Origin of the sequence: Streptomyces sp. NPDC004539, assembly GCF_040610055.1 — a bacterium.
Lineage (GTDB): Bacteria > Actinomycetota > Actinomycetes > Streptomycetales > Streptomycetaceae > Streptomyces.
Window position 1 is genome coordinate 387,149 of sequence record NZ_JBEXLS010000005.1, and the last position, 14,482, is coordinate 401,630.

Here is a 14,482-nt window from a genome sequence, read left to right on the forward strand (position 1 = left end):
AAACCCCACCCCCGATCATGCCGACCGCCGGATGGTGACCCGTCCGGCGTCCGGACAGCATGATCGGCATGACGACTTCACGGGTTCTCGCCCTCACTCTCGCCGCCACCGCGACCGCCCTGGCCCTCACCGCCACCCCCTCCTCCGCCGCCTCCGCCGAGCCCCCGGCCCTCGACTGGCACCCCTGTAACCTCGCCGGCCAGGAGTGCGCGGACCTCTCCGTCCCGCTCTCCTACGACGACCCGGACGGCCCTCAAGCCACCCTCGCCGTCTCCCGGTTGGCGAGCGACCGCCCCGAGGCCCGGCGCGGCACCCTGCTGGTGATCCCCGGCGGTCCGGGCGGCTCCGGCATCCAGCGGCTGACCCGGCAAGGGGCGGCGTTGCGGGCGGAGTTGGGCGGCAGCTACGACCTCGTCAGCTTCGATCCGCGTGGGGTGGGCGGGAGTTCCCGGACAAGCTGCGAACTCCCCGCCGAGGACCGTCAGTTGGTGACACTGAGGTCCTGGCCGGCGGCGGACGGGAGCATCGCGGCGAACGTGGAGCGGGCCCGTCGTACCGCGAAGTCCTGTGCCGAGCACGGCGGGGCGCTGCTGCGCAGCCTCAGCACGCGGAACGAGGCGCGGGACATCGACCGGCTCCGGGAGGCGCTCGGCGAGGAGAAGCTGTCGGCGTACGGGGTGTCGTACGGGACGTACGTGGGGGCCGTCTACGCGCAGACGTACCCGCAGCGCACGGACCGTTGGGTGCTGGACAGCAACGACGACCCCGACCCCGGCCGGGTCGCCCGGGGGTGGCTGGCGAACATGGCGCTCGGCGCCGAGGACCGTTTCGCGGACTTCGCGGTGTGGGCCGCCGACCCGGCCCGGGGCGAGCTACGGATAGCCGAACACCCCGACGGTGTAAGGAAGTTGTTCCTGTCGATGGCCGCCGAGCTGGACCGCGCTCCGCGCGAGAGCACCACCCCGGGTGTGCCGCTGACCGGGAACCGGCTGCGGCAGTCGATGCAGACCGTCCTCTACAGCGACGCCTCCTTCCCCCAACTCGCCCGGCTCATGCGGCAGGTGACGGACCCGGCGGCCACCCCCGTGCTCACCCCGGACGTCGCGGCGCCGCTCGCCGACGAGGACGCGGCCGTCACCATGGCGGTCATCTGCAACGACGTCCGCTGGCCCCGCTCGGTCCCCGCGTACGAGCGGGCCGTCGCCGAGAACCGCACCGCGTACCCGCTGACCGCCGGGATGCCGGCGAACATCACACCGTGCTCGTTCTGGAAGGCGCCCGCCGAGAGCCCCGTCCGGATCACCGCCGACGGCCCGTCGAACGTCCTGATGATCCAGAACCGCCGCGACCCGGCCACCCCGTACGCGGGCGCCCTCAACCTCCGTACGGCGCTCGGCGACCGGGCCCGGATGGTCACCGTCGAGGCCGGCGGCCACGGCGCCTACCTCACCTCCGGCAACACCTGCGGCGACGGGCTCGTCACCCGGTTCCTGACGACCGGCGAACGTCCCGCGCGGGACGTCGTCTGCGACTAGAGCCGTTCCCGTCTGCTGCCGAGGCCCAGCCTCGCCAGCAGGCGGGCTCGTTCGTGGGCGAACTGCGGGTCGGCCTGGTAGTCGGAGTGGCCGAGGAGGGGGGCGGGCAGCGGGTGCTGGATGGTGCGGCCGTACTCCAGGGGGTCGGCGAAGGGGGCGCAGTCGACGTCCGGGAGGCGGACCGGGCCGCCTATCGGGTCGGTGAGGCGGTACAGGTTGCGCCAGCAGTCGACGTCCGCGTGGAGCGCCTTGAGGGAGTCCGGGCCGAAGTGGGCGGGGAACCAGCGGCCGTAGAGGCGCTCGATCGGCGAGCCGTAGGTGAGCAGGGCGACCCGCCCCCGGTCGGCGGGCGCCAGCTGCCAGGCCGCGGCGGCGGCGAGGACGCTGCCCTGGGAGTGTCCGGAGATGACGAGCCTGCCGCCGGTCTCGCGGGTCCAGGCCGTCATCCGCCAGGTGAGGTCCGGGACGGCGCGCTCGGCGTAGCAGGGCGGCGCGAAGGGGTGCGCGGCGCGCGGCCAGAACGTGCCGACGTCCCACAGGATGCCGATCGTGCGCCGGGCGTGCGGGTCCTTGTACGCGCGCCGCCCCCAGGTGACGAACGTCAGGAACACGAACCCGATCAGCCACGACCCGAGCGCCTGCCCGGTACGCGCCGCGCCCTCGACGAACGGGTACGCCCCGACAGCCGCCCCCACCGGCGTCTTCCCGCAGACCAGCGCCCCGACGACGGCCCCCGCGCCGAGCAGCAGCGTCACCCCGGAGGTCACGCCGAGCAACAGGGGCGCCCGGTCGGTGAGCCCGGCCATCGCCCGCGCGCGGGCGATCGCGCGCGTGCGCGCCGGGTCGCCGTCCTCGACGCCGTACTCCTTCTCCACGGCCGGCTCCTGCGCCTTCGCCCCGCTCATCGCCCGCTGCCCGAGGAACGAGCAGAGGGCGAGGACGACGACGAGGACGGCCGGGATGACGGACGCCTGCCAGGTCAGCAGGACCGGCGGCCCCGGCAGGACGCCCCCGGTGCCGTCCAGCCAGTCCGCGACGCGCTGGGCGACGCCCCCGGACATCACGCCGCCGAGCGCGCAGGCCAGCATGACGACGGCCGGACCGCCGAGGCCGCGCAGGGCGCAGCGGTGCTCGGCGTCCCGGTCGTACAGCGCGCGGGCGACGACCGCGAGGACGACGGCCACCGCCCCCTGGGCCACCGCGATCCCGCCGAACGTGACGTCCCCGGGCAGCCGCCCCGCCGACGTCCAGCCGGGCCGCGACCAGCCCGCGTACACCAGGGCGCACACCAGCAGCGCGAGCGAGCCGAGCGGCAGGCGGCGTACGAGGTGGCGGTCGATCTTGTGGTCGAGGCGGTTCTCGGTGCGGCCCCTGCCGCACACCACCCACACGACGCTGACGGCGCCCACGACGAGGGCGGCCTCCAGGAGGTGCCCGAAGGCGTCCAGGAGGGCCGGGCCGCCGCGTTCGTGGTCCCGGCGGGCGGCGGCCGTGCCGACGGTCGCGGCGACCGTCAGGAGGCCCGCCGCCGTGTGCGCGGCGCGCAGCCGGGAGACCAGGCGGCGGCCGTACCAGAAGCCGGGGCGGCTGAGGGGCGTGGCGTGGCCGGCGGTGTCGGCGTCGTCCGGGCGGGGCAGCGGCTCCTGCGACTCGTACGCGCGCCAGGTGCGGTGCGAGAGGTACCACAGGAGGGCGACGAGGGCCGCCGGGACGACCGCCGCGAGGGCCAGGCGGCGGCCGGGCTGGCCCCACCAGCCGCCGGGTTCGAGGAAGCCCAGCCAGGTGTGGCGCTCCGCGCACGCGCGCGTGCCCGCGCACTGCCAGGCGGTGAGGTCGAGGGCGACCTCGCAGACGGCGGCGACCAGCAGGACCGTCAGGGAGAGCGCGGCGAGCCGCACGAGGAGGCCGTACAGGCGGACCGCGCGGGTGGCGGAGCGGCCCGCGGGGCGCATCCAGTGGGCGAGGTTGACGACCATGAACGGGAGCAGCAGCAGCCACAAGGCGCGGGTGCCGTTGCCGGAGGTGAGGTTGGACCAGACGTACGCCTCCGGGACGGGGCGGTCGTCCGGGCGGGTGTCCGCGTCGACGTCGTCCGCGCGGCGGTAGACGGCCGCCGTGTCGTCGCCCGTGATCCGCACCGTGCGGGGGTCGTCGAGCATCTTCTCGGGTGTGGAGCCGCCCACGCCGTGGACGAGGAGTTCGAGAGCGGCCACCGGCTCTTCGGGTGGCCCTTGTTCCGGTGGTTTCTGTTCCGGCGGTTTCTGTTCCCGTGGTTCGGCAGGGCTCGGCACCCCGCCCGTGATGAGACGTTCCACTGTCCGCACTTCCCCCGTGACGCGCCTTCGGCATCTTCGTGTGCTCGACCAGGATGGCCGCTACGGCCCTTGTGCACACCTGTTGTCACGGAATCTCCCCGTTCCGTGAGGCAACCGTGACGGGACGGGGTGCGGAAGCAAGCGCTTGTGGTTCTCGCGGGCTCCTCAAGCGGCCCGCGACAGCGCCTGCGACGTGCGAGGATGGACCGTCCCGACCCGACCGGGCGGGGTTCGACGCGGGAAGGACCGGAGCGTACGTGAGCGAGAATCAGAACCTCCTCGCGGAGCAGCGCCGCGCCCTCATCCTCGACGAGGTCCGCCGCCGCGGCGGCGTCCGGGTCAACGAACTCACGCGCCGGCTGGGCGTGTCGGACATGACGATCCGCCGCGACCTCGACGCGCTCGCGAAACAGGGCGTCGTGGAGAAGGTGCACGGCGGCGCCGTCCCGGTCGTCGAGGCCAGCACCCACGAACCGGGCTTCGAGGCCAAGTCCGGCCTCGAACTCACGGCCAAGGAGGACATCGCCCGCACCGCCGCCGCACTCGTCACCCCCGGCAGCGCGATCGCCCTCTCCGGCGGTACGACGACCTTCGCGCTCGCCCACCGCCTGGTGGACGTGCCGGACCTGACCGTCGTCACCAACTCGGTGCGCGTCGCGGACGTCTTCCACGTCGCGCAGCGCACCTCCGGGCCGCGTCAGGGCGCCGCGACCGTCGTCCTCACCGGCGGGGTGCGCACCCCCTCCGACTCCCTCGTCGGACCGGTCGCCGACCAGGCCATCGCCGCGCTCCACTTCGACATGCTGTTCCTCGGCGTGCACGGGATATCGGCCGAGGCGGGGCTGTCCACGCCCAACCTCGCGGAGGCGGAGACCAATCGGCGGCTCGTGCACTCGGCGCGACGGGTCGTGGTGGTCGCCGACCACACCAAGTGGGGTGTCGTGGGCCTGAGTTCGTTCGCCTCGCTCGACCAGGTCGACTCGCTGGTGACGGACGCGGGGCTGCCGGCGGCGGCTCGCGCGGAGATGTCCGAGTACCTGCGGGTCGTGGTGGCGGGGGAAGCGGTCCAGGCCGTGGACATGTGATTCTGACGGTCCGTCAACTAAGGTGGGCGGCCCGGTCGTCGAAGGGGTATCTGCCGTGGAACGTCATCTCGCCCCGGTGGGGCTGGAGTTCGTCGAAAGCGCGCCCGTGCGGTTCGTCTTCGCCCAGGAGATCTCCTCGTCCCCCGAGGCCGTCTTCCACGCGCTCGCCGACGATGTCCCCGGCTGGGCCGACTGGTTCGGGCAGGTGAAGGCGGCGCGGGCCCTTGAGGGCGGCGAGCGGCGCGAGATCCGCCTCGTGGGCGGGACGCGTTTCCAGGAGACGATCCTCGCCGCCAAGCCCTGCGAGGTGTACGCGTACCGGGTCGACACCACCAACGCCCCTGCCCTGCGGGCGCTCGTCGAGGAGTGGCGGCTGATCCCGGTGGGCGGCGGGACCCGGGTGCGGTGGACGTTCGCGGCGGACGGGGCGCCGGGCGTGCGGCTCGCGCTGCGGGGGGCCCGGCCGGGGATGGGGTGGGCGTTCCGGGGGGCGGTGCGGGCGCTGGAGCGGCGGCTCTCCTCCTGAGTCACTCCTGCCATTTCCCCGTCGCCAGCAGGGTCTCGATCACCTCGCTGTACGGCGTGATGTCCAGCCCCTGACCGGCGAGCCAGTCGTCGGAGTAGTACTTGTCGAGGTACCGGTCCCCGGGGTCGCACAGCAGCGTGACGACGCTCCCCTGCCGGCCCTCCGCGACCATCTCGGCGACGATCTTCAGCGCGCTCCACAGCCCCGTCCCCGTCGAGCCGCCCGCCTTGCGGCCGATGGCCCCCTCCAGGGCACGGACGGCGGCGATGCTCGCGGCGTCCGGGACCTTCATCATGCGGTCGATCGCGCCGGGCACGAAACTCGGCTCCATCCGGGGCCGTCCGATGCCCTCGATCCGTGAGCCGCAGTCGCAGGTGACATCGGGGTCGCCGGTCGTCCAGCCCTCGTAGAAACAGGAGTTGTCGGGGTCGGCGACACAGATGCGGGTGTCGTACTGCATGTAGTGCACGTACCGGGCTATCGTCGCCGAGGTGCCGCCCGTCCCGGCCGTCGCGACGATCCACGCCGGTTCCGGGAAGCGCTCCAACTCCAGCTGGCGGAACACCGATTCGGCGATGTTGTTGTTGCCGCGCCAGTCCGTGGCCCGTTCCGCGTACGTGAACTGGTCCATGTAGTGCCCGCCGGTGCGCTCCGCGAGGCGCGCGGACTCCTCGTACATCGTGCGCGGGTCGTCGACGAAGTGACATCGGCCGCCGTGGAACTCGATCAGCCGGCACTTCTCGGCGCTGGTCGTGCGTGGCATGACGGCGACGAACGGCACCCCGATCAGCTTCGCGAAGTACGCCTCCGACACGGCCGTCGAACCGCTGGACGCCTCGACGACCGGGCGGCCCGGACGAATCCAGCCGTTGCACAGGCCGTACAGGAAGAGCGAGCGGGCGAGGCGGTGCTTGAGGCTGCCGGTGGGGTGCGTCGACTCGTCCTTCAGGTAGAGGTCGATGCCCCATGCCTCGGGCAGCGGGAACCGCAGCAGGTGCGTGTCCGCGGAGCGGTTGGCGTCCGCCTGCACCTTGCGCACGGCGTCCTTCAGCCACGCCCGGTACGCGTCGTCGCTGTGGTCGGTGTCCAGGGTCGCGGACTGCTGGGGGGTGGTCACGGCGGGGCTCCTCACATGCTCGCTCAGACGGCCGTCACCCCGATCATAGACACCCGCCACACGCTTCCCACCTGCATAAACACGCCTTTGAGCGCCTCAAAGGAACCCTCAGGGGGCGCACTCGCGCGAGTGCTCCGGGCGGGCCCTCGCCGACCCGCCCCGTCCCCTGGTGCCGCTCGCCCCCGGGAGGCAGACTGCACGGCACCGGGGGCGAGCGGAAACGATCAGCCACGGGGTGCGTGATGGGTGATGTGTGATGTGTCATGTGTGATGCGGTACCGGCGGGTGGGTGGGGCGGGGGCGGCGCGAGGTGGGGGCACGGCCTGGGGCTGGGGCGGGAGCGGGGGCCGGGGCGAGGGCGGGTGGTACATCACATGTCACTGACGACGTGGTGGTACATCACATGTCACGTACGGCGCACCCCGCCCCGTCCTCCAGAGTTGCGCCCCCGTTCCCCCTGAGCCACCCTGAACTCACCTCACTCTGGGTTTACCGGCGATAACGCTGCGAACCAGCCCGCCGGCCACGAACGCAGCCGGCCGCTGTGCGGGACCGCGCTGCTGGAACGATCCGAACTCCGTGTTCCTCCGGACCTCACGTCGGGGAGTCGCAGCCGTGATCAGCAACCCGAACAGGCACTGCACGGTGGAGCTGCAAGCCCTGCCGTCGCGGATCGGCCAGGTCCGCAGAATCGTTACCGCACACCTGCGGTACTGGCAGCTGGACCCCCTGATAGACCGGGCCGCGCTCGGTGTGACGGAGCTGCTGGCCAACGTCCACCGGCATGCGCGGCCGGACAAGACCTGCGTGGTGGAGATGGAGCTGCTGCTCGGGCAGCTGACCGTCTCGGTGCGCGACCGCGACCCCCGGCTGCCGGTGATGTCCGCCGCGGACGACCTCGACGACATCGACACCCTCGCCACCTGCGGCCGGGGGCTCGCGATGGTGGCGGCGGTCAGCGAGAGCTGGGGGGCGAGGCAGGAGGGGGAGGACGGGAAGGTCGTGTGGTTCACGCTGTCGGCGACGGGGGTGGTGGAGCCGGCGCGGAGCGTGATGGGTGATGTACCACCGTGCGACCTCGGCGCACCGGCCCTGACCGTGTCCGCGCTCACCGCACCGGCCCTCACCGGGCCCTCGCCCACCGCATCCTCGCGCGCCACGCCCTCGTCCACCGCCGCGGAACCCGCCATCGGTCCGCACCGCTGGGCGGCCCGCGTCTAGCACCCGCTCCTCGGCACCTCCCGAGGAGCCTGCCCGTGCCGGCCGACAGCAGGTGAAGCGGGCCGACGCCTAAGGTGGTCGGGTCCCGGCCGCCGGGTCGGGTGCGGGCCGGGGAGGGGTGGTCGTCATCGAACGGGTCGAGGTCAACGGTGCCGAGGCGGACGGCGAGGATCTGCGGTTTCTCGCCCGGGCAAGCTACGCGCACTTCAGCTCGATGCAGGTGCGGGGCGGCGCGGTCCGGGGCCTGGATCTGCACCTCGGGCGGCTGGAGGAGAGCGCGCGTGAGCTGTTCGGCAGGGGTGTGGACGGTGAACGGGTGCGGTCCTGCCTGCGGCACGCGCTCGCCGGGGGTCCGGGTGACGTGTCGGTGCGGGTGACCGTCTTCTCCCGGAGGGTGGACGCGGTGGCGCGCGGGGAGGACGTGGAGCCGGAGATCGCCGTGACGACGAGCGCGCCGGTCGAGGCCGAGTCCGTTCCGGTGCGGCTGCGGTCGGTGGCGTACGAGCGCGATATGCCACACATCAAACACGCCGGGACGTTCGGTCTCGTCCACCATCGGCGGCAGGCGGCCCTCGCCGGGTACGACGACGCGCTGTTCACCGACCGGCAGGGCCGGATCTCCGAGGCGTCGGTGTGGAACGTCTGCTTCTACGACGGTGAGCGGGTCGTCCGGCCCGAGGCGCCCGCGCTTCCGGGCATCACCATGCAGTTGCTGCGCCGGGGCCTGGAGGCCAAGGGCGTCCCGTCGGAGCAGCGCGAACTGCGGCTCAGCGACCTCACGCCGAGGCTGTCCGCCTTCCTCACCAACTCGATCTCCCCGATCCTCCCGGTGGCCTCCGTCGACGGCGTGCGGCTGACGGTCGACCCGGGCGCCACGGCCCTCCTCCTCGCCTGCTACGAGACCAACCCCTGGCAGCCTGTGTGACATACGGGCGTGCCGGTCGCATCGGCCGCGACCGGCACGCCCCGAACCGGCCTCACTCCACGGCCACGGCTCCGAGCACGTTCAGCCGCGCCGCCCGCCGCGCCGGCCCGAGCGCCGCCAGCACGCCCGCGGCCACACCCACCAGCGCGACGATCCCGAGCCGCGACACCGGCACGGCGAACGCGAACTCACTGTCGCTCGCCCCGTCGGAGGCCCGCACGAGCACCCATCCGAGGAAGCCGCCCAGCGCCAGCCCGCCCGCGGTGCCGAACGCGGCGACCAGGACGGACTCCCAGCGGATCATCGCCCGCAGCTGCGCGCGGGTCTGGCCGACCGCCCTCAACAGGCCGAGTTCCCGGGTGCGTTCGTGGACGGCGAGGGTGAGGGTGTTGGCGATGCCGAGCAGGGCGATGAGCACGGCGAGTGCCAGCAGGGCGTAGACGAGGGTGAGCATCATGTCGATGCCGCCGGCCGAGGACTCGGCGTACTCGTCCCGGGTCTGCACCTCCGGATCGCCGTACCGCGCGGCGACTTGCTCGACGGCCGCCTTGCCCTCCCGCTCGCCGACGCCCCTGCGGAGGGTCACCGCGACCAGGGTGTCGTGGTCCTGGGTGCGGTGCGGGGACCATGCCTGGCGGGTGACGACGTAGTCGCCGACGAGTTCCGAACGGCCGTACAGGGCACGGACGGTGAAGGCGAGGCGCTGTCCGTCGGCGAAGGCGAGGCGGACCTCGGAGCCGACAGTGAGGTGCCGTTTCCGGGCCTCTGTGCGGGTGAGGGCGATGCCATCGGCTCCGAGGGTATTCATGTCGCCCTGGATTGTGCCGAGTTGGAAGGTGCGGGCGAGGGCCGCCGGATCGGTGACCGTCAATTCCCGTCCCGCGCCGTTCACTTCGGCGACCCCCTTGCCGAGTCCGACGGCCGTGTCCACCTCCGGGAGCCTGTCGAGCGCCGGTGCCAGGCCGGGGCTCAGTCCGCTGCCGCCCGCGCCGAACGCCGGTGCGCTGACGGCGAGATCGCCGGCGAAGGAGCGTGCGACGGTGCGGTCCATGGTCGCCTTGAGCGAGGCCCCGAACACGGTGAACAGGGACACCACGGCCACTCCGATCATCAGCGCGCTCGCCGTCGCGGCCGTCCGCCGGGGACTGCGCAGCGCGTTGCGCAGGGCCAGCGCCCCGGTGACACCGCGCGCCTTCCCCAACAGCCCGCCCAGCACCCGGATCACGCCGGACGACGCGACCGGACCGAGCACCACGAAGGCGGCCAGAACCAGTACCCCGCCGACTCCCGCCGTCCACCAGGACGGTACGACCAGCACACCGGCCGACAGCGCCAGCAGCCCGACCCCGACGAGGGCCCGCCGGCGTGACGCCCCCGTCGCGTCGACCGCGATCTCGCGCAGCGCCGCCAGCGGTGCCGTGCGCCCGGCCCGTACGGCGGGGCCCAGCGCGGACGCCAGGCACACCCCGATCCCGACCAGCAGCGGCAGGGTGAGCGACAGGGCGCCGATCACCAACCCGCCGTCGGGGAAGGGGAATCCGATCGCCGGGAACAGGGCCTTCAGTCCGGCGGCGACCCCGATGCCGCCCGCGAGTCCGGCGGCGGACGCGGTCAGCGCGACCGCCGTCGCCTCGGCGAGGGTGGTGGCGGTGACCTGGCGCCGGGAGGCTCCGACGGCCCGCAACAGGGCGTTCTCGCGGGTGCGTTGGGCGACGACGATCGCGAACGTGTTGTGGATGGAGAACGTCGCGACGAGCAGGGCGATTCCGGAGAACACCAGCAGCAACGTCGTGAAGACGTCGAGGAACTGACGGGAGATCATGTCGGTGTCCTCGCGCGCGGACTCCCGGCCGGTGATGGCCTCGACTCCCTTGGGGAGTACGGGAGTCAGGCGCCGTACGAGGTCCTGTTGGCTCACTCCGTCCGCCGCCCGGACGAGGATGCTCGTCGCCAGACCGGGGCGTGCGGTGAGGTGGCGCTCGGCGTCCGCGCGGGTGAGGCCCGTGTAGGTGACCTGGCCCATGCCGTCGGCGCCGCCGAAGGTCGCCAGGCCCACGATCCGGACCCGTACGGGGTCGGGGGTGCGCAGGACCGTCGTGTCACCGAGGCGCAGTCCGCCCTTCTTCGCGGTGGCGCGGTTGACGACGGCTTCTCCGGGGTGTTCGGGGGCGCGGCCCTCGGCCAGGCGGTACGGGTTGAGGCGCGGGTCGGTGATCCAGTTGCCCGCGAGGGTGGGCGGGCCCTTGCCGCCGATGGGTTTTCCGTCGCGGCCGAGGAGTTGCCCGGCGCCCTGGATGTCGGGTTCGGCCGCGGCGACGCCGGTGATGCGTGATATGTCACGCACCAGCGCCGTCGGCACCGGCCGCCGTACCCCCTCCCTGTCGCCCGGCGCGGTGATCGCGTCCGCACCGCGTACGACGGCGTCCGTGCCGGCGGTCGCGCTGCCGAACATCGAGTCGAAGCCGGCGCGCAAGGTGTCACCCATCACCAGCGTGCCCGTGAGGAAGGAGACCCCGAGGAACACCGCGAGAAACGTTCCGGCGAACCGGCGCCGATGGGCACGCAGCCCGGCGAAGCCGAGGCGGAACGCGGTGCGGACGGGGGCGGGGGCGGGAGTGGCGTCGGTGTCGGCTTCGGCACGCGCCGGATCGGTGTGGACGGTGTCGCTCATGACCGTGCCTCCTCTGCCCGTGCCCGCACCGCTTGTGCGGCGACGGCCCCCGGCGCCCGCGACCGTGAGCCCCCTCCGGCCCCGGCTTCCGCGCCCCGGGCCTCCCCCGCTCCCACCTCGAACGCCTTGACCCGGTCCAGGACCCGTTCCGCGGTCGGCGTCTGCATGCGGTCCACCAGCCGACCGTCCGCGAGGAACACGATCTCGTCGGCGTGCGCGGCGGCGAGCGGATCGTGGGTGACCATCACCACCGCCCGCCCGGTCTCCCGCGCCGTGCGCCCCAGGAGCCCGAGGACCTCCTGGCCGGCGCGGGAGTCGAGGTTGCCGGTCGGTTCGTCGGCGAAGACGACGTCGGGGCGGCCGGCGAAGGCGCGGGCCACGGCGACCCGCTGCTGCTGGCCGCCGGAGAGCTGCGAGGGGCGGTGCCGCAGCCGGTCGCGCAGGCCGACGACGTCGATCAGCGCGTCGATCCACTCCCCGTCGCCGGGCCGCCCCGCGAGGTCGAGGGGGAGCCGGATGTTCTCGGCGACGGTGAGCGTCGGCACCAGGTTGAACGCCTGGAACACGAACCCCACCCGGTCCCGGCGCAGCGCCGTCAGCCGCCGGTCGTCGAGTGCGCCCAGCTCCGTCCCGCCTATCCACGCGGACCCGGAGGTGAGCGTGTCGAGCCCGGCCGCGCAGTGCATCAGCGTCGACTTGCCCGACCCCGAGGGCCCCATGATCGCCGTGAACCTCCCGGCCGGAAAGTCCACGCTGACCCCGTCCAGAGCGCGTACGGCGGTGTCGCCGGCGCCGTACACCTTCACGGCGTCGGTGACCCGTGCGGCGGATGTCGCGGTCATGCCGCATCGCCGCCCTTGCGCCCGAAGTGCTCCTCCAGGACGGAGAGGCGGCGCCAGTACTCGTCCTCGTCGATCTCGCCGGAGGCGAAGCGGCGGCCGAGGACGGCGAGGGGGGCGTCGCCGAGGCGCGTGTCGCCCAGAGGGCGGGGGCCGTGGCCGATACGCCGGCGCCAGCCTGTGCGGCGCAGGACGGTGACGACGAGGGCCACGGCGGCGGCCCAGAACAGGGGGAACAGCAGAATCCAGGGGCCGGGGCCGCCGTATCCGTTCGCGAGGGTGGTCATCTCCGGTCATCTCCTTCGACAGCGGTTCGTCCGTCGCTGTCGAGGCTCTCGCCGGGAGGGGGGTGGGGGCGTCGCACGGTGGGCGGTACATCACGTACCTCCCGGGGAGTATGTGATGTACCACGCGCTACTCCCCGGCGGTCCGAGGGTGGTCCGGCGATAGTCCGGCGGCGGTACGAGAACGCGGTTCCCACGCACCCGGTTCCCACACACCCGATGCCCGGCGACCGGCGACCGATGGCTGCCGCCCGGTCAGTCGCCCGGCTTCTCCCCGGCGGCGAGGTCCGACCCGGCACCCCCACCGGCACCCGGCCCGGCGTCCGCCTCGAAGCTCGCGAAGTACGCCGCGGCCATGTCCTCCTCGCCGTGTCCCGCCGCAGCCGCCCGCGCCAGCCGCTCGGCGGCGGCCTCGGCCACGTCGAGCCTGACCCCGCCGGCCCGCCCCGCCTCGACGATCAGCCGGGCGTCCTTCTCGGCCGTCGTCACCCCGAACTGGGCCGGGGACAGCCGGTCTTCGAGGATGAGGGCCGACTTGGCGTGCAGGTAGCCCATGTCGAGCGGCCCGCCGGCGATCAGCGCGAAGAAGTCCTGCGGGTCGACGCCCAGTGTCTGGGCGAGGGAGAGGACCTCGCCGGTGGCGGCGGTGGCGGCCAGGACCCAGCTGTTGGCGACGAGCTTGAGCCGGGTCGCCGCGCCCGGCTCCTCGCCGGTCCACACGGTCCGGGCGCCCACGGCGTCGAACACCGGGGCGACGGCGGTGCGGTGTGATACAGCACCGGCCGCCAGCACCGTGAGCTGCCCCGCTTCGGCCGGCTGCCGGGTGCCGAGGACCGGTGCGTCGAAGAACACCAGGCCGTGGTCGCGCGCGAAGTCCGCCAGCTCCGCCACCGAGTCGAGTCCGGCGGTGGTCGACTGCGCCCACAGTGTCCCCTCCCCCAGCCCCGGTGCTGCATCACGCATCACGTCCAGCACCGCGCCGCCGTCGTACAGCATGGTTACGACGGCGTCGGCGCCGCGTACCGCCTCGGCCGGGGAGTCCACGACGGTCACCCCGTCGCCGGCCAGCGGTTCGGCCTTGGCCCGGGTGCGGTTCCAGGCACGGACGGTGTGTCCGGCGCGGGCGAGGTTGCGGGCCATCGCGGCGCCCATGATGCCGGTGCCGAGAACGGTCACGGTGAGTTGCTCGGGCATGACGTCAGCTCCTGATACGGCGGGGATGTCCAGGTCATCCTCCCCACTGACACGCGTACCGCGCGAATCCGGACGGTCCCGCCCGCTCCGTGGTGGGCCACGTCAGACCGCCGAGCCCTTTAATTGACCAATCGTTCTCGAAAGACTTAGCCTCTCCGTATGGCAAGGACCAAGGAATTCGACCCGGACGCCGTCTTGCAGGCCGCCCTGGAGCTCTTCTGGCGGCGCGGCTACGAGGCGACCTCGATGGCCGACCTCGTCGAACATCTCGGCATCGCCCGCGCCAGCATCTACGCCACCTTCGGCAGCAAACACGACCTGTACCTGAAGGCTCTCGACCGGTACGGCGAACTCAACGCCCCCGTCCTGGTACGGGAGTTGTCCGCGCCGGGTCCCGCGCTGCCCGGCGTGCGGGCCGTCGTGCGGCGGTTCGCCTCCGAGGCCACGGCTGAGCCCAGCCGCGCCTGCGGCTGCTTCGTCGTCAACACCGCCGTCGAACTCGCCCCGCACGACCCCGACGCCGCCCGCCGCGTCGACCTCGGCTGGGAGCACCTGGAGACGCTGCTGCACTCCGCGCTCGTACGGGCCCAGGCACAGGGCGAGTTGGCGCCGGGCCGTGATCCGCGCGCGCTCGCCCGCATGCTGCTGGTCCTGCTCCAGGGCCTGCGCGTGGTCGGCAAGGCGTCGGCCGACCCGACGGCCCGGGTGCGGGACGCGGCGGAGCAGGCACTGACCCTGCTCGACTGAGCCCGTCACGGATTCCTCTTCGC

12 protein-coding genes are annotated in these 14,482 nt (G+C 73.3%); 6 read left to right on the top strand and 6 right to left on the bottom strand.

Annotated elements, in window-relative coordinates:
* Positions 1–59 precede the first annotated feature (59 nt).
* Complete coding sequence (locus ABZX85_RS13525; protein WP_355866325.1) at positions 60–1,535, top strand: alpha/beta hydrolase; 1,476 nt, start codon at positions 60–62, stop codon at positions 1,533–1,535.
* On the opposite strand, the gene ABZX85_RS13530 is transcribed toward ABZX85_RS13525, so the two are convergent.
* A complete protein-coding gene (locus tag ABZX85_RS13530) occupies positions 1,532–3,694 on the bottom strand; it encodes a hypothetical protein (RefSeq protein WP_355866709.1) in 2,163 nt (720 codons plus the stop codon). The two genes, ABZX85_RS13525 and ABZX85_RS13530, sit on opposite strands and share 4 nt — an antisense overlap.
* A 413-nt stretch (positions 3,695–4,107) precedes the next feature.
* On the opposite strand from ABZX85_RS13530, the gene ABZX85_RS13535 reads away from it, so the two are divergent.
* Positions 4,108–4,935, top strand: a complete 828-nt coding sequence (locus ABZX85_RS13535; RefSeq protein WP_355866328.1) for a DeoR/GlpR family DNA-binding transcription regulator — start codon at positions 4,108–4,110, stop codon at positions 4,933–4,935.
* 55 nt (positions 4,936–4,990) lie between these two features.
* Positions 4,991–5,461: an SRPBCC family protein gene (locus ABZX85_RS13540; RefSeq protein WP_355866330.1), complete on the top strand. Its 471-nt coding sequence runs from the start codon at positions 4,991–4,993 to the stop codon at positions 5,459–5,461.
* 1 nt (position 5,462) lies between these two features.
* Here ABZX85_RS13540 and ABZX85_RS13545 read toward each other — a convergent pair whose 3' ends face one another.
* Positions 5,463–6,578: a PLP-dependent cysteine synthase family protein gene (locus ABZX85_RS13545; RefSeq protein ID WP_355866333.1), complete on the bottom strand. Its 1,116-nt coding sequence runs from the start codon at positions 6,576–6,578 to the stop codon at positions 5,463–5,465.
* A gap of 615 nt (positions 6,579–7,193) precedes the next feature.
* Here ABZX85_RS13545 and ABZX85_RS13550 point away from each other — a divergent pair.
* Together ABZX85_RS13550 and ABZX85_RS13555 are read left to right on the top strand one after the other, a co-directional pair.
* Positions 7,194–7,799, top strand: a complete 606-nt coding sequence (locus ABZX85_RS13550) for an ATP-binding protein (RefSeq protein ID WP_355866336.1) — start codon at positions 7,194–7,196, stop codon at positions 7,797–7,799.
* Between the two features lie 118 nt (positions 7,800–7,917).
* On the top strand, positions 7,918–8,724 hold the full coding sequence (locus tag ABZX85_RS13555; RefSeq protein WP_355866339.1) for an aminotransferase class IV family protein: 807 nt from the start codon (positions 7,918–7,920) through the stop codon (positions 8,722–8,724).
* A gap of 52 nt (positions 8,725–8,776) precedes the next feature.
* On the opposite strand, the gene ABZX85_RS13560 is transcribed toward ABZX85_RS13555, so the two are convergent.
* From ABZX85_RS13560 to ABZX85_RS13575, 4 genes are all read right to left on the bottom strand, one after another.
* Complete coding sequence (locus ABZX85_RS13560; RefSeq protein WP_355866342.1) at positions 8,777–11,395, bottom strand: FtsX-like permease family protein; 2,619 nt, start codon at positions 11,393–11,395, stop codon at positions 8,777–8,779.
* The gene (locus ABZX85_RS13565) at positions 11,392–12,237 is read right to left on the bottom strand and encodes an ABC transporter ATP-binding protein (RefSeq protein WP_355866345.1); all 846 of its coding nucleotides are present in this window, start codon (positions 12,235–12,237) and stop codon (positions 11,392–11,394) included. The genes ABZX85_RS13560 and ABZX85_RS13565 overlap by 4 nt, the downstream gene beginning before the upstream one ends.
* Positions 12,234–12,521 (bottom strand): SHOCT domain-containing protein, encoded by a 288-nt coding sequence (locus ABZX85_RS13570; protein WP_355866348.1) that lies wholly within the window; start codon positions 12,519–12,521, stop codon positions 12,234–12,236. The genes ABZX85_RS13565 and ABZX85_RS13570 overlap by 4 nt, the downstream gene beginning before the upstream one ends.
* Positions 12,522–12,773: 252 nt before the next feature.
* A complete protein-coding gene (locus tag ABZX85_RS13575; protein WP_355866351.1) occupies positions 12,774–13,712 on the bottom strand; it encodes an NAD(P)-dependent oxidoreductase in 939 nt (312 codons plus the stop codon).
* Between the two features lie 159 nt (positions 13,713–13,871).
* Between ABZX85_RS13575 and ABZX85_RS13580 the strand changes: the two genes are divergently transcribed.
* Positions 13,872–14,459, top strand: a complete 588-nt coding sequence (locus ABZX85_RS13580) for a TetR family transcriptional regulator (protein ID WP_355866354.1) — start codon at positions 13,872–13,874, stop codon at positions 14,457–14,459.
* The last annotated feature ends 23 nt before the right edge of the window (positions 14,460–14,482 follow it).

Bases quoted from the DNA above. Each gene is read 5' to 3' on its own strand.
- ABZX85_RS13530 (WP_355866709.1), bottom strand. From the start codon at position 3,694: ATGCTCGACGACCCCCGCACGGTGCGGATCACGGGCGACGACACGGCG.
- ABZX85_RS13580 (WP_355866354.1), top strand. From the start codon at position 13,872: ATGGCAAGGACCAAGGAATTCGACCCGGACGCCGTCTTGCAGGCCGCC.
- ABZX85_RS13565 (WP_355866345.1), bottom strand. From the start codon at position 12,237: ATGACCGCGACATCCGCCGCACGGGTCACCGACGCCGTGAAGGTGTAC.
- ABZX85_RS13575 (WP_355866351.1), bottom strand. From the start codon at position 13,712: ATGCCCGAGCAACTCACCGTGACCGTTCTCGGCACCGGCATCATGGGC.
- ABZX85_RS13570 (WP_355866348.1), bottom strand. From the start codon at position 12,521: ATGACCACCCTCGCGAACGGATACGGCGGCCCCGGCCCCTGGATTCTG.
- ABZX85_RS13560 (WP_355866342.1), bottom strand. From the start codon at position 11,395: ATGAGCGACACCGTCCACACCGATCCGGCGCGTGCCGAAGCCGACACC.
- ABZX85_RS13525 (WP_355866325.1), top strand. From the start codon at position 60: ATGATCGGCATGACGACTTCACGGGTTCTCGCCCTCACTCTCGCCGCC.